Raw genomic sequence first — 16,122 nt, 5'->3', positions numbered from 1 at the left:
TTCCGGCGGCATCCGTGCAACGGTGCCACCCCATGATTCTTTCGTCGTTTCGCGCGCGCATCGTCATGCCGGCTTGCGCCCCTGAAGCTTGACGAGCACCGGATACGACGTCGCCGGCGGCGGGACTTCATCGACCCTGCCGAGCGCTTCCACTGCCGCGACGACAGCCGTGTCGATCTTCGCGTCGCCAGTGGACTGCGCGATCGTCACCTTCGTGATCCGCCCCGACGCATCCATCCACAGGTTCAGGCTGCCCGCGAAACGCGCGCCGCCGGCCTCCTGCACGCCCTTGTCCTGCTCGATCGCGCGCTGCAGCACGTACACCATGTATTGCGCGTAGCTCGCGTTGCCGAACTTGCCGCCCCCGCCGCTGCCCAGCAAGCCCGAGCCGTCGCCCGCGCCGATGCCGAAGTTGTCGGTGCCCGCCTGCGCATCGGCATTCATCGTCATCTGCTTCGGCTGGTTGTCAGACGGCTTCGGTGCCTCAGACGGCTTCGGCGCGATCGTCGGCCGGTCGACCGGCGTCTTGACCTCTTCCTTCACCTTCTCGGGCGGCGGCTTCTGTTTCGGCGGCGGCGGAGGCGGCGGCAACGGAATCACCGTCGTCACCTGCGGCGCGCTCACGCGCTTCACGCCCGCGGTATCGCTCGCGAAACGCCAGATCAGCGCGGCCACGCCCGCGAGCACCAGTGCGATCGCGACGGGCTTCACGTAGCGGCCGGGGCCCTTGTCCGGCGGGCCGCCGTTGTAGGTCATTTCCATCGCGTCAGCCGCCCTGCTTCGCCTTGCCGGTCACCAGGCCGACCTGCGACAGGTCGAGGCGGCGCAGCAGGTCCAGCACGTCCATCACCTTCTGGTACTGCACGCCCGCATCGCCCTTCAGCACGATCGGAAAATCCGGGCTGGTCGCCTTCTCGGTACGCAGCCGGCTCTCGAGTTCGTCCATCGTCACCGGGTACGCGTCGAGGAACACCTGCCCCGAATCGGCGACCGTGATCGCCTTCGTCTTCGGCTTCGCGAGACTCGCGGACGAACTCGCCTTCGGCAGGTCGACCTTGATGCCCTGCACCGACGCGGTCGTCATGATGATGAAGATGATCAGCAGCACGTACGCGAGGTCGAGCATCGGCGTGATGTTGATGTCGTCGTACGGCTTGTCGTCGTCCTGAACCTGCATGGTGGTCTCCTGCGTGCGTTCGATGCGGTCAGTCGGCCAGCACCGCGTGATCGGGCGAGCGGTGCGCTTCGGCGAGGCGCGTGACGAATTCGTCGACGAACACCTGCATGTTCGCGGTCACGTTCTTGTTGCGGATCAGCAGGTAGTTGTAGCCAAACAGCGCGGGAATCGCGACGAACAGGCCCGTGACCGTCGCGAGCAGCGCGGCCGCGATACCCGGCGCGATCGCGTTCACGTTCACGTCGCCGGCCGCCGCGATCGCCGCGAACGTGATCATCACGCCGACCACCGTGCCCAGCAGCCCGAGGAACGGGCCACCCGAGATCGCGATCGTCAGCAGCACCATCGACTTCGACAGCCGCTGGTTTTCGCGCACGAGCGTCGCGTCCATCGACGCGCGGATCGCCTCGATCGATTCGGACGTGATCACCGTGCGGCCGTTGCCGTCCACGCGGCTGTGGATTTCATGCACGCCGGCCTTGTACAGCCGGTACAGCGACGACTGGTACAGCCGGCGCCCGTCGGTGCTCGCTTCGTCGACATGCGCGAGACCGACCAGGTGGCGCCCGGCCACTTCGCGGAACCGCTGCACGAAATACAGGTTCGCCTTGTCGACGGTGCCGACGTAGCGCGCCTTGGTCCACATCACGACCCACGACACGACCGCCATGCCGAGCAGGATCGCGATCACGACCCACGCGTCGACCGTCACCGACTGCACGATCACGCCGAAATAGCCGAAGCCGAAGCCCGACTGCTTCTCGTCGGCGCCGTACGCGACGAGCTTCGATTCCGAACCCTGCGCGAGCGCGTCGACCGCGATCGCGGCCGGCGAGCGTGCGATCTTCGACAGGCGCAGCTCATCGAGCGCGCCCGCATACGCGGCGAACCCGGCCGGCGCGCCCGTTGCGTCCGCCGCGACCGTCGCCGCGCCGTTCAATGCGGGCAGCGTCGCCGCGACTTGCGCGGCCTGCTTGCCGTTCACGTAGACGGTGAGGTTCTTGCCGTCGGCCGTGACCGCGAGATAGGTCCACTGGTTCGCGGCGACCGGCGAGGCGGCCGGCGTGCGCACCGGGGCCGGATTGCCGGCTGCGCCCTGGACTTCCGCGAACGGCACACCGTTGTCGAGCCCGATCAGCAGCGCACTCGCACCGTCGCGGCGGCTGTAGAGCAGCGTGTTCGGCGCCAGCGCCGACGGCTTCACCCACGCGCTGAACGTGAAGCTGCCGCCTGCGGCCACGTTCAGCGACGGGCTGGCCGGCAGCGTCAGCGACCCGTTGCCGTCAAACCGCGCACCCTTGCCGACGATGCCGTCCTCGACCGTCTGGAACGACGCGTTCTGCGCGTGGTTGCCGTACGCGGTCAAGTCCTTCGGCGGCGCACCCGCAGCACCGTTGAAGTGATAGACGAGCGTGTAGTCGGCATCGAACGTCTCGGCCGGCTTGCTGCCGTCCGGCGCCTTCTTGTTGCCGTAGTACATCCAGATCGACTCCGCGGCGCCGGCCGGCATCTTCGGGACGTCGACCCAGATCAGCGCGACGCCGAGCACCGGATCGTATTGTTCGATGTGGTAGTTCAGCGGCGTCTTGTCGTCGCCGGCGACGAAGCGGATGTCGGCGCCGTTGTCGGCCAGCCCGTCGAACTGGAAGTTGCCCGAGTGCAGGCGGATCAGCAGCGGCACGCGGCCGGCCGACTCCGCGAGGTTCGCGCCTTTCGCGCTCGCATCGATCGTGATCGCCTTCCGGTACGACCAGTCGTTCTGCCACCACGCGTTCGCGATGCCGGGCAGCACGCCGAGCATCACCGCCAACAGGAAAAACAAGACTCGCTTCACGATCCACTCCCCGAATGTGCGGGCGCCGCGCTCGTCGCATCGCCCCGGCACGATCAAAAAAAATCCGTCAGAACCCCAGCCTTACGTAGAAATCGAACCGCGGGCTGTACTGCCGCGTGTAGACGCCCGCCTTCAACGGCCAGCCGGCCTCGAAATCCGCGCTCGCATACTTCATGATCTGCACCCGCGTGCCGACGCCGACACTCATCAGGTTGAAGCGCGACGTCTGCTCCGGCAGCGGGCTCAGCAGCCACAGGTGCGCCGCGTCGAAGAACGCGTGGAAGCGCCACTCGTTCACGCGGCTGCCGACCGCACCGCCGAGCCATTTCGCGAGCGACGGGCTGCGCAGCTCGATCGACGCGATCACGCCGCTGTCGGCCGTGTCCTCGGCCTGCATGTAGCCGCGTACGCTGTTCATCCCGCCCGCGGCGAACTGCTCGCTCGACACGAGCGGCGAGTTCGAGATCTGGGCATTCACGTGCGCGTTGGCCTGCATGTCGTTCGCGAAGCGCTGCGTATGGTTGACGTCGAATTTGCCGTACACGAAATCGGGCGTCGCGTTGTAGCGCTTGTTGTCCCATGCGCCCCAGTCGCTGCCGAGGCCGCGGATGTTCGTCGTCACCGACGCGGAGAACGACGTCTGCGAGTTCTTCAGGCTCAACTGGCCGTTGTACGACAGCGTCACCGGCACATACGTGAGCGGCGCCGTCGAGCTCGCCTGGCCCGGCATCGACACGTTCTCGTCGAAGTGCTTGCGGTCGATCTCGACGCTGACCGAGTGCGCGTAGGTCTCCGTCGCCGGCAGCGCATAGATCGCGGTGAAACCGTAGGTGGTGCCCTTGCCGAGCACGTTGGTGCTCGCAACCGACGCGACGTTGCTGTCCGAATGCACGACCGTCGCGAGGAAGCTCCAGCGCGAATCCTTGATCGGCGCGAGATACGAGAACGCGTAGACGCGCGCATCGTTCGGATGCTGCGGCGCGATCACGTAGGTGCCGGAAATCACGTGGCCGAGCTGCCACAGATTCGAGTAGCTGAGGTTCGCGGTCGTGCGCAGCGTCGACGTGCCCGGGCTGTTGTCGTTGTTCAGCTCGAGCGAGCCGTGCAGCGGGCTGTGATCGTCGACCTTCAGGTCGACGTCGACCGTCTGCGGCAGGGCGCCCGGCTTGAGGATCGGAATCACCTGCCGGTCCGCCGAGCGGTTCAGGTCGGTGAGCTGCTGCTGGGCCTGGTTGAAATCGGGCACCTGGCCCTCGGCCAGCGCGGGCACCGCATCGCGGATGTTCTGCGGCGAGTTGTATTGCGCGCCGTCCACACGCAAGCGCCCGACCTTCGCTTCGGTCACCTGCAGCAGGATCACGCCGTTCTTCACCTGCTGCTGCGGCAGCTCGACGACGACCGACTGGTAGCCGCGATCCTGGTACACCTTCTGCAACGCGTCACGTGCCGCGTTCACGTCGGCGAGCGTACGGCCCGGCCCTTCGAACGGATACACGGCCTTCTCGATCTCGAGCGTCGGCAACGTCGTGTTGCCGCGCACCACGAAGGCATTCACGTCGAACGACTGCGGTGCGGCCGGTGCCGCCTTTGCGGCCGGCGCGGCTTCCTGCGCATGAACGCCCGGCGCGAGGCCCAGCCCTCCGGCCAGCACGACACCCGCCAGGCATCGGCAGTTCAGCCGCCATCGTTCGCGTGACTTGCGGTCTACTCTCGGCGGCATGCGCCATTCCCCTTTGTTGTTCCGGATCGAAGCGAAGCCGCACTGCACCAGCCGCTCGCTCCGCTATCAGTTGCCTGTTTCACTTTGATGACGATTTATTCGTTATCCTTAGCATGACCTGTGCAATGCTTTTCCCGATTTCCGTACCCGATGCGTTCAACCGCATCTACCGGAAAGGACGAAGCGAATCCGGAAAACCCGCAACCTCCGGCGCGCATCGTCGCGATCAGCCGCCTGACGACGCATCGGCACTGCTGCGTCGATCGGCAACGACCATCATGTGCGGCGTACGAGTCGCCGCTCTCACCTACCTAGACGGAACCGGGCGCGCATTGCCGCAAACTTTTTTTCGCGGGCCGTCCGACGCGACGCCGGAAGCAGGACGCGGCCGCCAGCGTGCGACCTGCAATGCGCGCGCAACGACAGCCGGCGCGAATCGCGCGGCGCGTTGCGCAGGAATGTGCGTGGCCCCCGTTTCGTGTGCGTATCGTCTGCCGTGGCTGCCAGGGCTTCCGGACATCGCGTGCGTGCGAGATCGCCGGCAAACGTGTTGCCGCCCCAAAGACAACGCGCGACGCGCATCGCCCTCGTGCGGGCAACCCGACAATCCTCGGGTTTCAACCGGGAAGTTTTTGTGACATTCCGCTGAAGATATGCACGAGATGCGCGCGAGACCGTTTCCTTCCGCGCAGCGCACACGCCGTGCGGCGCCGGGACAAGCGCCCATGCGACGAGAAATCCTGCGGTTTGCGGCCGTTCGCTTCGTCCTAGCTATTGGGTAAAAACATCAACGACCGGATCCATCCATGTCATTCGCGACGATGTTCGTACGGTGGCTCGCCGAACGGCTGTCCGGCCATGCCGCGACCGCGAGCCGGCTACCGCCCGCCGCCTTTGCCGCGGCGCGGCGCCCGTTGCGCTGGCGCGCGCCCTGGCTGGTCTGGCACCTGCTGTCATGGATCGTGCTCACGTTGCTCGCGCCGCCGATCTGGACGATCGGCACGCTGCTGCTGATCGACGCGTCGAGCGACCAGCCGCTGTTCTGGATGTTCGCGATGGCGATCGTGCCGGTAGCGAACGGGGCCGCGATCGTCGCGACGAACCAGCGCCATCACCGCACGCCGTTCACGCGCCGCTCGACGGTCGCGCTCTACCTGTTCTTCGTCGCGATGGCCGTCGGCTGCACGCTGTTCGTGCTGCTGCTGTGGCGCTCGCATGCGATCGCATCGCTGGTCGGCCCGCTGGCGCTGACGACCGACGGCACGCATCCCGCGACGCTCGCGTTCTGGGTGGCCGGACTCACCGCGATGTTCGGCGTCACGTCATCTGCGCATGCGAGCATCGCCCATGCGTGGCTGGCATTCGAGGACTGAGCGCCGCCCCACCGCCCTTGCAGGAGGTTGCGAATGCATCGATACGGAAGATCCGGCCGAACGCGGCCGCTGCGCGCACGCGGCATCGCGATCGTCACGGTGCTGCTCGTCGTCGCGCTGGCGGCCACGCTCGCGGCGAGCGTGCTGTGGCGCCAGCAGGTCGCGACGCGCGACGTCGAGAATCAGCGGCTCGCGACGCAGACGATGTGGGTCGAACGCGCGGCGGTCGAATGGGCGCGTGCGACGCTGCGTGCGCAGAGCGCGACGTCGAACGTCACGTTCGTCGGCCAGCCGTGGTCGTCGCCGGCCGCCGACGTCCAGCTCGCGGACCTGCTGCCGCCCGAAGCCGCGGCGGTCAATGCGGAGCTGTCGCGTGCGTGGATCTCCGGCCATGTCGAGGATGCGCAGGCGCGCTTCAACCTGACGAACCTCGTGATGCGCATCGCGCCGGGCAAGCCGTGGCAGGCCAACGGCGAAGGTGTGCTCGCGTACCGGCGGCTGCTGAGCCAGTTGTCGCTCGATCCCGCGCTCGCGCAGCCGACAGCCGACTACATGCTGCGCTCGCTGCGCGACACGAACGGCCCCGACGGCTGGCCGCTTCAGCTCGTGTCCATCGACGATCTCGCGCGCATTCCCGGCTATGACACGCATGCGATCGACACGCTGACGCCGTTCACGACGATCCTGCCGGACCTGACCACCGTCAACGCCAACACCGCCGCCGAGCCCGTGCTCGTCGCTGCGATTCCGACGCTATCGGCCAGCCAGGCCAGGCGGCTCGTGGACCGGCGCGGCACGGCGTACTTCGTCAGCACCGGCGACATCGCCGAATACCTGCTGCCCGCGAGCGGCGGCAATTCGACGCTGCCGGACGGTTCGACCGTCGGCGTCAACAGCCTCTACTTCATCGTGCATTGCCGCGTGCATTCGGCGCGCATCAATGCACGCGTCGACACGCTGATCGCGCGCTACGGCAGCGGCAATTTCACGTGGACATCGGTGATCTGGGTCCACCGGCTGACGAGCTGAACGCGGCGCCTGCGCGCCGCTACGCCCGCTAGTTCAGCGACGATTCGCTCAACGCGACCGAACGCAGGCCCTGCGCGGCCGCGCAGTCGAACGACAACCGCGTGAGGCTCGTCTCGCGCACTTCGCCGAGCAGCCGGTTCCAGTCGTCGATCGACACGAGCAACGCGATCGGCCGGTTGTATTTGGTGACCATCACGAGCGCCTCGCCCGCATGCCGCAGCGCCTTCGACGGATTGCTGCTGAAGTCGCGCGTCGCCATCGCGATCGTGCGCAGGCTGAACACGTTCGCGGCCGGGTCGCCACCGTCGTCATGCAGCAGGCGTTCGAGCGTCGCCGCGCGCAGCAGCGCCTGCGACTTCGCGGACAGCCGGTTGTCGCGGCGCCTGCGCCGCTCGCTGCGCGGATCGACGTGCACGGCGAGCATCCGCACGATCTGGCCGAGCGTCGCCGCGGGCAGCTGGTCGTAGCGTCGCCACCAGTCGGGCGGCAGCGCGATCATCATCCCGGCATAGGTGGCGGTGACGCCTTCGGCGATATGCGACGGCACGCGTTGCGCGTCGCGTTCGTCCAGGCCGAGCGCGCCACTGACGACGCGCGTCATCACGCTGAACGCGTTGTACGCGAGCGCCGCGATGCCGCTCGCGAGCAGCGACGCGCGCGCGGGCACGCTGCCGAACAACGTGCCACCGGGTACCGGGTCGAGCGGAAACGGCAGCGCTTCGCGCCAGCGCCGGCGCGCGAGCTGCATCACCTGGCACGCGTCGAACGGCTCGACCGGCAGGTTCGTCAGCACCGCGACCCTCGTGCCCGGGTGGCCGCCGGGCACGTGACCGCGCCATTCGATCCGCCTGAGCGTGCCGGCCGCTTCGCCGTCGCCCGCGATGACAACCGCCTGCTCGCGAACCTCACCGCCGTCGAGCGGGCCGGCATCGCGCCAGCCGCCGAGCGGCCGGCATGTCGCCGCGCCGCCATCGTCGCGCAGCACGAAGGCAGCGCCGCGGCGCGGCCAGCCCGACACGATCGCGTCGATATCGAAACGGCCGTCGACGATCCACATCTCGCCGGGCCGAACCGCTTCCAGCAGCGCGCCGACGAATGCGCGTTCGTGCGAACGGCCGCGCTCGACCGGCAGCAGATCGACGATCATGGCAAGCTCCGGATCGTAGACCGGCAGCACACGTGCGCCGGTCGGACCCAGCGCCGCGTCACGCACCGGGTCGTCGCACGCGCGGCCGCAGTCGCAACCGACACCGCCGTGCGCACAACCGTCGCCCGCGCCGTCCAGCACGCGCAGCCGCATTCCGCCGAGCGCGCGCCCGCGTTCGTCGGCCCGCGCCGCCGCCACCGGCAACAGCAGATCGACGCTGTCCCTGACGAGCGCACGCCCCCAGCCGGCACGCCATCGGCTCATGCCGTCGTGAAGCGCGGCCACCGCGGCGCCCGGCACGGACGATGCGTGCCCGGCCACACCGTGCGGCATCTGCGATGTCGGCATCTGTTTCTGCGCGGCAATTGCCGCGATCGCGTCGACCGCCAGCGCGAACAGCGTCTCGCGGATCGATTCGTCATCGGGTTCTTCGTCCGCTTCGGCCGTCATATCGATCCAGTCGTCGTGCAGCGCGCACTGCAGCACGAGCCGCGCCATGATCGTCATCGGGCTCTGTTCGACGAAGCGTTCCACAATCGTGCGCATCATCCGGTCACTCCACCTTGTTCGGCCAGGTGCGCCCGCCGGCCTGCGTCGCCGCGCACTCGCACTTGACGGGCCGCCCGCGACGCCGCAGCATCGTGTGCGACCGGACCCGTGCGACGACGCGCCGTTGCGACGGTCCACCCGCAATCGATGCACGAGGCACCGGCATGTACGTAGATCCCCGCGTGGCCCATGGCCGCGCCCGGTTCGACCTGAGCGGCTCCCCGCGGCTCGTCGCCGACGAGCGCCGCTGGGAAATCAGCGACGTGGTCACACGCGGCCTCGACGATTTCACGGGCGTGCGCAATCGCCGCAACCTGATGCGGCTGCTCGAACGCCAGATCGCGCCGAAGCTCGTGCGCCTCGGGCTCGAGCCGTACGTCGGCGCGCTCGGTCATGCCGAAGGGTTGTTCGTCAACTTCTCGACGATGAGCGCCGAGCATGGCCTGCGCGAATTCCAGCTGCAACTGACGGTGCCCGACCTCGTGCTGCGCAGCTTCGCGTCGAACGTGATCCGGCCGCACGCGGTCGCACGCTGCATGCAGCGCAACGGCGTGATGTCGCTTGCGGAAATCGAAGATGAAACGCGCATCGCGTTCGTCGCGGCGCGCGTGATGCGCTCGCTCGCCCTCGCGGAAGGCTGGCAGCAGATCGGCGTGCCGACGCCGCACGGGTTGTTCGTCGGCGCATTGACCGACGCGCACGACGTCTCGATGAACACCTATTTCCGGCCGGGTGACAACGACCGGCCGTCGCGCTGGAGCGGCTTCGCGGCCCTCTTCTCGACGATGCCGGACTGGCGCCCGGAACAGGTCCGGCACGGCGGCGAACTGCTGCAATGGATGGTCAACCATATCGTGGCCCTGCAAGAATCCGCACCGTTCGTCGAACGCTTTCCCTTTCTGCGCGAGCCGCTGCGCGATGCCGGCGATCCGCTCGATGCCGCATGGCACGGCGCACGCGCCGGCCTGCGGCCCGGGTCGCCATCCTGAATCGCGAAGCCGGGCTTCCGTGATGCGGCCGGCACCTACTCGCCACACGCGCGCCGCCGTACGTGAACGGTGATCCGGGAGCCATCTTCGGCCCCCGTTCCCCGGTCTCCGCTTTACCGCCCCTCTTCACGGTCCTGCTACACGGCCCCCTCGCTCTCTCATATACAAGGTCGAAGCAGGCTCGCATAACCCGCAGACTTTCTTCCGATGCCCTTGGGCCACGGCGCGAACGCGATCGCGCACCACACCGGTGCGTGCTCGAATCGCCATCGCGTCAATGCGTGCGCGTCGACCCGCCGGGCTCCTGGCGGCCGACCGTCTCCAGCACGGCCCACATCCAGATCAGCTCGCGGACCGTGCGCGCGTGCTCGTCGCTCTGCGCGCGCCAGCGCCCGAAAGCGTCGAGTTCCTGCTCCGTCGTGTCGCCGGCGCGCAACCACAGCAGCCAGCGCACGGCGCCCTCGCGGATCGCATCGGCGCGCGTATTCGCGTCGCCGGGATCCGTGTCCCGTTGCGATTCGTTCATGATCACGCCACCGCCCGAAGCTCCATCGACACACATCCCCCGCACCGCGCATCGCTGCGCGGCCGGGGCGCTTGCCACCCACGCCTCGGGTCCGACGACGTCACACCGGGCCGCCACGAAGGACAGCCCAGCGTTTGCCGGCCCTCATTGATCAAGTCGTATCGGACGGCCGTAACCCGCAGTGCGCGGACGGCCGCAAGCGTCGCGAACGCATCGCGGGCGGGAGGAAGACTGGGAAATAAAACGCGGGAAGCCGGTCAGCTCAGCAGCACGATGTTGCCGGGCAGGCGCGTGATGTGTGCGCCATACAGGCGGCCGACCATGTCGATCACGTCGTCGAGCCGCGTGATCGGGAACTGCGCCTGCATCCGGTTCTCGCCGAGCGACGCGCTGCGCAGGATGACCTTGCCGCGCCGGTAGCGGTTGATCTCGTCGACGACCTGCGCGAGCGGCACGCCGTTGAACACCAGCATGCCGCGCCGCCACGCGCTGACCGCGCCCGGATCGATGCGCGACACGGGCTGCACGCCACGATCGTCATAGACCACCTGATCGTCAGCCGTCAGCGTGCGCGCGCCGCGCGGATGCTCGAGTGCGACCGTGCCCGACAGGCAGGTCACGCAGACCTGCGTGCCCGTGCGCCGCACGTTGAAGCGCGCGACGGTCGCCTGCATGCGGCCGCCGCCTGCCACCACGGTGACGGGCTGGATCGGCGTCGCGCGGTCGGCCGGCGGCGCGGCCGCGTCGATCTCCGCTTCGCCGGCGACGACTTCGACGCCGTGCGCGGCATCGCTCGCGGCCAGCACGTCAAGACGCGTCTGCGTATTCAGTTCGACCGTCACGCGCGACGACAGCGCGACGCTGCGCTGCTCGCCGGTGCCCGTGTGGTAATCGGCCGCGAGCTCGCCGAGCGACGGCCACAACTGCAGCGGCGGGCGTACCGCGAGCCACGACGCGCCGGCTGCGACCGCGAAACCGATGAACGCGCGCCGCCCGGTGCGCATCGTGCGCTCGCGCTTTGCAACGTTTGCCCAGGCAGCGGCCGCGCGTTCCTCGTGCGCGAGTTCGGTCGCCGCCGCGCGCAGCGAGCTCCAGGTGTCGCGCAGCAGATCGGCGGCTTGCGGACGATCGGCGCACCAGCGCTCGAACGCATCGGCTTCGGCCTGGCTCGCTTCTCCCGAGCGCAGACGCAGCAGCCACGCACTCGCTTCGTCGAGTTCGTCGTGGGCAGGTTGGGCCTGGGCTTTCGTCATCGTCCTGAAGCTCAAAATTTACGCGGGCCGCCTCGCGTGCCCGTGTACGGATCACCGTCTTCCTGCATGCGCTGCAGGCAGTACTTCATTGCCGCACTCAGCTCGCTTTCCACGAGCCGCAGCGAAATGCCGAAATGCTCGGCGATCTCGCGGTTCAACAGGCCGTCCACGCGGGCGGCCAGCAGGATCGCGCGGCGCCGCGGCGGCAGGCCGCGCAGCACGTCCTTCAGGGTCTCGACCTTGCGGCGCGCCGCGACGATCCGCTCGGGATCGGCCAGCTCGTCGGGCATCTCGAGCAGCGTCTCGACATCGTCGTCGTGCAGATGGCGCCGTTCGCGCCGATGCTGGTCGATTGCGACATTGTTCGCCATCCCAAGTATATAGGCGTCCGCGTTCGTCACCTGCGTGGAGACGTTCGCGTTCTCGAGACGCAGCCAGGTTTCGTGCAGCGCGTCGGCGGCGCCGTCCTTCGACCCGGTCACGCGCTCGAGGCGCCTGACGAGGTACGCGTAGCGCGTCGCCAGCAGCTTCCTGAGCCCGGTGCGATTGCTGTCGGTCATCGCGGCCTAGCCCCGAACGGCCGGCTGCGACGCCGGACAGCGGAAATGCACGCCGTTGCCGGCCGGCCGCAGCAGGATCGTGACCGGCTGCGGCAGGTCCGCAGGCGGCGCGTCGTCCAGCTTCAGTGCGCGCAGCGCGCGCATCACCGCCGCGTCGCGGGCGGCCGAGCCGCTCGATGCCACCATGTTGACCGCCACCACCGCCCCCCTGTTGTCGATGCGCACCTGCGCGACGAGTCGATAGCTGCCCGGCACCGCCGCCGGCTGCGCACACAGCGCATCGATCAGATGCGCCTGCAGCAGGCCCGCGAACGTGTGCCGCTCGCCGGAATCGCCGATCCCGTCGATCGGCAAGGCCGCATCCGCCGGCGTGTCGGCCGTCGCGGGCGCCTGCTCGGCGGCCGGTTGCGCGACGATGATCGCTTCGTCCGGACGCGAGAATTCCGCACGCAACCCCGTTCCGGCCAGCATCCGCTCGAGTGCGGCGCGCGGCACGAATTCGCCCTGGACCGGCGCACTCGTGCGCCCGTCGAGCAGCGGCGCCGGCGCCAGCACGATCAGCTCGGTAAGCCGCGCGAAGTCCTGCAAGGTCTTCGCGAGCGGCTGCGCGGGCAGATCGAATCGCACCGCACTGCCCGGCTGGCGGACGATGGAACCGGTCTCCTGCGCGTGTATGCCGTGCATGCACGGCACGACGAACGCCAGCCACGCAACGAGCGCCAGGACACCGGTCGGCGCCCGTGAACGAGTCATGAATCCCTGGACGGAAGTGGAGTTGCACGTTGCCGGCGAAACGTGCTCCCCCGTGAGCGGTTCCGCAGCAAACGAACATCTGATTCTGCGCGGGCACTATGACAGTCAGGTGAACCATGTCGCAATGCGATTCAATCCGTCTCGCCGCGCGCTCGCCGGCGTCGCATGCGGTTCACGGCCGGCGCACGACGAAGTTGCCGATGCCGCTACCCACCACCGCCATCCGCACGTCGCCGGACCACAACGTAATCGTCACCGGCACGTCGATGCTTTCGCTGCCGAGCACGATCTGCGAAGGCGTTTCGCCGCCGCCGGTGTAACGCACCGACACGGCCGTCACCTCGGCGCCCCAGCGGCGCGCACGATAGAGGTCGTCGGACATCGGCGCCCACGCGCCGCTCTCGGTGCGCTGCACGAACCGGTAGCCACCGCCCACCGGCTGCCACGCGATCGGCATCGACCGCACCTGCGCATCGTCGCCGGCCGATTCGAGCAGGTTCGCGAGCCGCTGCGCTTCCTCGGCGAGATCCGTGCGGCGATTGCGCGACGGCGCGAGCGTCACGACCGCGACCAGCAACCCGACGATCACGAGCACGACGAGCATTTCCAGCAGCGTGAAGCCGGATTGACGATATCGACGCGATCGCGGCCGCCCGTTCGTGCGCTTCATGTGCGCCATGCCTTTTCCGTTACTGCCACGAACCGATGTCCGCATCGTTCCCCTCGCCGCCCGGCTTGCCGTCCGCGCCGTAGCTGAACACGTCGATCACGCCGTGCGCGCCCGGGTTCAGATATTGATACGCGTTGCCCCAGGGATCCTTCGGCAACCGCTCCAGATAGCCGCCGTCTTTCCAGTTGTTCGGCACCGGGTCGGTCGTCGGCTTCTGGATCAGCGCCGTGAGCCCCTGCTCCTGCGACGGATATCGGCCGTTGTCGAGTCGATACAGGTTCAGCGACTGCATCATCGTGCCGATGTCCTGCTTCGCGGCAATGCGGCGCGCTTCGTCGGGACGACTCATGATCTTCGGCACGATCAGCGCCGCGAGAATCCCGAGAATCGCGACGACCACCATGATCTCGATCAGCGTGAAGCCGAGTTGCGCGCGTCGACGTGCAGGTTCCTGCGGCTTGCCTGCGCGCGACAAGCGGGTTTCATTCGGGCCCGTCATCATGCATTCACCCTTTCATCAAAGAATGGCAATCGTCTTTCGTCCATCGCACCGACTCTTCGCCATGAAACCGTTCGCCCTGCACCGCATCGTTCCATCCCGCGCCGATCTCGTGCCGCTCGTCGCGACGCTCGCTTCCGGCGCGGCGCTCGTCGCCGTCTCGCTATGGGCCGTGCGGCTGCTGACCGTGCCCGACGCATCGGCGCCCGCGCCCGTCGCAGTGCCCGCGCCGATCGACGTCACCGCGAGCGCGCAACTCTTCGGCGCGAAACCCGACGACAACCGCGACACGATCCAGTTGCTCGGCGTGCTCGCGTTCGACGCGCGCCGTGCGGCCGCGATCGTCAGCGTCGGTGGCGAAGCGGCGCGCGTCGTGTCGCTCGGCGCGGCGGTCGGTGAAGCCGCGAAGCTCGCCGAGGTTCGCGCGCGCTCGATCGTCGTCGATCGCCACGGCCTGCAACGCGAGATCGCGCTGCCCGCCACGGAGAAGGCCAACGCGTTCGTGCGCTGAGCCGAACCGCGCATCACTGCACCATGTTGTTCAGCTCGATGATCGGCATCATCACCGCGAGCACGATCACGAGCACCACGCCGCCCATCGCGAGAATCAGCAGCGGTTCGAGCAGGCTCGTCAGGAACATCGTGCGGCGCTCCAGCTCGCGCGATTCGCCTTCCGATGCGCGGTCGAGCATCGTCGTCACGTCGCCGGTCGCCTCGCCCGAGCGGATCAGGTGCACCAGCACCGGCGGAAACGTCTTCGTGTGGGCGAGCGCACGCGACAGTGCCGAGCCTTCGCGAACGCGCACGATCGCATCGTCGACGTTCGCGCTCATCGCGCGGTTCGACAGTGTCTCGCCGGCCGCCTGCAATGCGCGCAGGATCGGTACGCCGGCGGCCGTCAGGATGCCGAGCGTGCTCGCGAAGCGCACCGTGTTGTAGCCGCGCACGAGCTTGCCGGCGAGCGGCGCGGTGAGCAGCCAGTGATCGAACCTCAGTCGCGGCCCTTCCTGTGACAACACCTTGCGGATCGCGAACGCAACCGCAACCATTCCCGCGAGCGACGCCCACCACCAGTGCCGCACGAAATCGGACAGCGCCATCATCACGACCGTCAGCGTCGGCAACTGCTGTTTCGTGCTGGTGAACACGTTCGCCACCTGCGGCACCACGTAGCTCAGCAGGAACGTGACGATGCCGAACGCAATCAGCGTGACGATCCCCGGATACGTGAACGCCAGCAGGATCTTCTGCTTCAGCGCATTGCTCTGTTCGATGTAGTCGGCCAGACGCGACAGCACGATGCCGAGCTTGCCCGTGTGCTCGCCGGCCGCGACGAGCGCGCGGTAGATGTCGGGGAAATCGCGCGGATGCTGGCCGAGCGCGTTCGCGAACGAATGGCCGCCGACGACTTCCGCGCGGATCGACGCCATCAGCTCACGCAGGTATTCGCGCTCGGCCTGCTCGCTCAGCACCGACAGCGATTCGTCGAGCGGCAGCCCCGCAACCAGCAGGCTCGCGAGCTGGCGCGTGAGGATCGCCTGCTCGCGCTGCGACAGCTTGCGGCCGAGCGACAGGCGTTGATGACGTTCGCCGTGCAGGCGCTGCGCGGCGAGTTCGACGACGAGCGGCGTGAGGCCTTGCGTGCGCAGATGGCTGCGCCCGGCGCGTGCGCTGTCGGCTTCGAGCACGCCTTTCAGCGTGCGGCCGGTGGGATCGATCGCTTCGTAGCGGAATGCCGACATGTCACTGCCCTCGGGTCACGTGTGCGACTTTCCCGGCGACGTCGTGCAACGAGTCGGACGGAGTCGTCGGGGAAGACTAAGGAGTGAACCGGCGCAGATTTGTGACGAATGTTGGGCTACCTTTTGGGGGGTTTGGCGGGCTTTATTACTTCCGGTCTTTGTTCTTATATTGGATAAACGATTTCATTCTGAGCGGTGACATCAATTATTCGATCATTAACCATCCAGCGATCACGATCCAATGATTTTCAAATAATTCAATTCGATCAATTTCAAGAATATCTCAACCGGATGATCGATT

16 protein-coding genes are annotated in these 16,122 nt (G+C 67.8%); 4 read left to right on the top strand and 12 right to left on the bottom strand.

The features are described from left to right. Positions 1 to 63 precede the first annotated feature (63 nt). From ACPTTF_RS22475 to ACPTTF_RS22460, 4 genes are all read right to left on the bottom strand, one after another. The gene (locus ACPTTF_RS22475; RefSeq protein ID WP_166951403.1) at positions 64 to 762 is read right to left on the bottom strand and encodes a TonB family protein; all 699 of its coding nucleotides are present in this window, start codon (positions 760 to 762) and stop codon (positions 64 to 66) included. Between the two features lie 4 nt (positions 763 to 766). Further along, a complete protein-coding gene (locus ACPTTF_RS22470; RefSeq protein ID WP_021161942.1) occupies positions 767 to 1,177 on the bottom strand; it encodes an ExbD/TolR family protein in 411 nt (136 codons plus the stop codon). Between the two features lie 28 nt (positions 1,178 to 1,205). Further along, entirely contained in the window at positions 1,206 to 3,011 is a 1,806-nt protein-coding gene (locus ACPTTF_RS22465) for a DUF2341 domain-containing protein (protein ID WP_423368267.1), read from the bottom strand. Positions 3,012 to 3,078: 67 nt separating this feature from the next. After that, positions 3,079 to 4,731, bottom strand: a complete 1,653-nt coding sequence (locus tag ACPTTF_RS22460; RefSeq protein ID WP_423368266.1) for a ShlB/FhaC/HecB family hemolysin secretion/activation protein — start codon at positions 4,729 to 4,731, stop codon at positions 3,079 to 3,081. A gap of 806 nt (positions 4,732 to 5,537) precedes the next feature. On the opposite strand from ACPTTF_RS22460, the gene ACPTTF_RS22455 reads away from it, so the two are divergent. Then, the gene (locus ACPTTF_RS22455; protein ID WP_423368265.1) at positions 5,538 to 6,104 is read left to right on the top strand and encodes a hypothetical protein; all 567 of its coding nucleotides are present in this window, start codon (positions 5,538 to 5,540) and stop codon (positions 6,102 to 6,104) included. A 33-nt stretch (positions 6,105 to 6,137) separates the two neighbouring features. Continuing rightward, the gene (gene gspK, locus ACPTTF_RS22450; RefSeq protein WP_423368264.1) at positions 6,138 to 7,133 is read left to right on the top strand and encodes a type II secretion system minor pseudopilin GspK; all 996 of its coding nucleotides are present in this window, start codon (positions 6,138 to 6,140) and stop codon (positions 7,131 to 7,133) included. Between the two features lie 28 nt (positions 7,134 to 7,161). On the opposite strand, the gene ACPTTF_RS22445 is transcribed toward gspK, so the two are convergent. Beyond that, positions 7,162 to 8,829, bottom strand: a complete 1,668-nt coding sequence (locus ACPTTF_RS22445; RefSeq protein ID WP_423368263.1) for a type II toxin-antitoxin system Phd/YefM family antitoxin — start codon at positions 8,827 to 8,829, stop codon at positions 7,162 to 7,164. A 164-nt stretch (positions 8,830 to 8,993) separates the two neighbouring features. On the opposite strand from ACPTTF_RS22445, the gene ACPTTF_RS22440 reads away from it, so the two are divergent. Further along, positions 8,994 to 9,818, top strand: coding sequence for a hypothetical protein (locus ACPTTF_RS22440; RefSeq protein ID WP_423368262.1), 825 nt, complete (start codon positions 8,994 to 8,996; stop codon positions 9,816 to 9,818). Between the two features lie 274 nt (positions 9,819 to 10,092). On the opposite strand, the gene ACPTTF_RS22435 is transcribed toward ACPTTF_RS22440, so the two are convergent. From ACPTTF_RS22435 to gspG, 6 genes are all read right to left on the bottom strand, one after another. After that, positions 10,093 to 10,344 carry a FecR/PupR family sigma factor regulator gene (locus tag ACPTTF_RS22435; protein ID WP_243771512.1) on the bottom strand — a complete coding sequence of 84 codons (252 nt, stop codon included), beginning with the start codon at positions 10,342 to 10,344 and terminating at the stop codon, positions 10,093 to 10,095. A 257-nt stretch (positions 10,345 to 10,601) separates the two neighbouring features. Beyond that, positions 10,602 to 11,597, bottom strand: a complete 996-nt coding sequence (locus tag ACPTTF_RS22430) for a FecR family protein (protein WP_423368261.1) — start codon at positions 11,595 to 11,597, stop codon at positions 10,602 to 10,604. 11 nt (positions 11,598 to 11,608) lie between these two features. Continuing rightward, the gene (locus tag ACPTTF_RS22425; RefSeq protein ID WP_043177401.1) at positions 11,609 to 12,157 is read right to left on the bottom strand and encodes an RNA polymerase sigma factor; all 549 of its coding nucleotides are present in this window, start codon (positions 12,155 to 12,157) and stop codon (positions 11,609 to 11,611) included. A 6-nt stretch (positions 12,158 to 12,163) separates the two neighbouring features. After that, entirely contained in the window at positions 12,164 to 12,910 is a 747-nt protein-coding gene (locus ACPTTF_RS22420; protein WP_423368260.1) for a TonB C-terminal domain-containing protein, read from the bottom strand. Between the two features lie 172 nt (positions 12,911 to 13,082). Beyond that, on the bottom strand, positions 13,083 to 13,589 hold the full coding sequence (locus ACPTTF_RS22415) for a GspH/FimT family pseudopilin (protein WP_423368259.1): 507 nt from the start codon (positions 13,587 to 13,589) through the stop codon (positions 13,083 to 13,085). A gap of 10 nt (positions 13,590 to 13,599) precedes the next feature. Next, positions 13,600 to 14,079 (bottom strand): type II secretion system major pseudopilin GspG, encoded by a 480-nt coding sequence (gene gspG, locus ACPTTF_RS22410; protein ID WP_279573888.1) that lies wholly within the window; start codon positions 14,077 to 14,079, stop codon positions 13,600 to 13,602. 64 nt (positions 14,080 to 14,143) lie between these two features. Here gspG and ACPTTF_RS22405 point away from each other — a divergent pair, with 64 nt between their 5' ends. Further along, the gene (locus ACPTTF_RS22405; RefSeq protein WP_423368258.1) at positions 14,144 to 14,590 is read left to right on the top strand and encodes a type II secretion system protein N; all 447 of its coding nucleotides are present in this window, start codon (positions 14,144 to 14,146) and stop codon (positions 14,588 to 14,590) included. Positions 14,591 to 14,603: 13 nt separating this feature from the next. Here ACPTTF_RS22405 and gspF read toward each other — a convergent pair whose 3' ends face one another. Beyond that, the gene (gene gspF, locus ACPTTF_RS22400; RefSeq protein ID WP_423368257.1) at positions 14,604 to 15,821 is read right to left on the bottom strand and encodes a type II secretion system inner membrane protein GspF; all 1,218 of its coding nucleotides are present in this window, start codon (positions 15,819 to 15,821) and stop codon (positions 14,604 to 14,606) included. Between the last annotated feature and the right edge of the window lie 301 nt (positions 15,822 to 16,122).

This window comes from Burkholderia crassaminum, assembly GCF_964265005.1.
In the GTDB taxonomy this organism is placed as follows: Bacteria; Pseudomonadota; Gammaproteobacteria; order Burkholderiales; family Burkholderiaceae; genus Burkholderia.
Note: the sequence above shows the minus strand (reverse complement) of the source record. Positions and strands in the feature narration are given on the sequence as shown.

Coding starts and splice junctions, on each gene's coding strand:
- ACPTTF_RS22475 (WP_166951403.1), bottom strand. CDS start 762: ATGGAAATGACCTACAACGGCGGCCCGCCGGACAAGGGCCCCGGCCGC.
- ACPTTF_RS22470 (WP_021161942.1), bottom strand. CDS start 1,177: ATGCAGGTTCAGGACGACGACAAGCCGTACGACGACATCAACATCACG.
- ACPTTF_RS22460 (WP_423368266.1), bottom strand. CDS start 4,731: ATGCCGCCGAGAGTAGACCGCAAGTCACGCGAACGATGGCGGCTGAAC.
- ACPTTF_RS22455 (WP_423368265.1), top strand. CDS start 5,538: ATGTCATTCGCGACGATGTTCGTACGGTGGCTCGCCGAACGGCTGTCC.
- gspK (WP_423368264.1), top strand. CDS start 6,138: ATGCATCGATACGGAAGATCCGGCCGAACGCGGCCGCTGCGCGCACGC.
- ACPTTF_RS22445 (WP_423368263.1), bottom strand. CDS start 8,829: ATGATGCGCACGATTGTGGAACGCTTCGTCGAACAGAGCCCGATGACG.
- ACPTTF_RS22440 (WP_423368262.1), top strand. CDS start 8,994: ATGTACGTAGATCCCCGCGTGGCCCATGGCCGCGCCCGGTTCGACCTG.
- ACPTTF_RS22435 (WP_243771512.1), bottom strand. CDS start 10,344: ATGAACGAATCGCAACGGGACACGGATCCCGGCGACGCGAATACGCGC.
- ACPTTF_RS22430 (WP_423368261.1), bottom strand. CDS start 11,597: ATGACGAAAGCCCAGGCCCAACCTGCCCACGACGAACTCGACGAAGCG.
- ACPTTF_RS22425 (WP_043177401.1), bottom strand. CDS start 12,157: ATGACCGACAGCAATCGCACCGGGCTCAGGAAGCTGCTGGCGACGCGC.
- ACPTTF_RS22420 (WP_423368260.1), bottom strand. CDS start 12,910: ATGACTCGTTCACGGGCGCCGACCGGTGTCCTGGCGCTCGTTGCGTGG.
- ACPTTF_RS22415 (WP_423368259.1), bottom strand. CDS start 13,589: ATGGCGCACATGAAGCGCACGAACGGGCGGCCGCGATCGCGTCGATAT.
- gspG (WP_279573888.1), bottom strand. CDS start 14,079: ATGACGGGCCCGAATGAAACCCGCTTGTCGCGCGCAGGCAAGCCGCAG.
- ACPTTF_RS22405 (WP_423368258.1), top strand. CDS start 14,144: ATGAAACCGTTCGCCCTGCACCGCATCGTTCCATCCCGCGCCGATCTC.
- gspF (WP_423368257.1), bottom strand. CDS start 15,821: ATGTCGGCATTCCGCTACGAAGCGATCGATCCCACCGGCCGCACGCTG.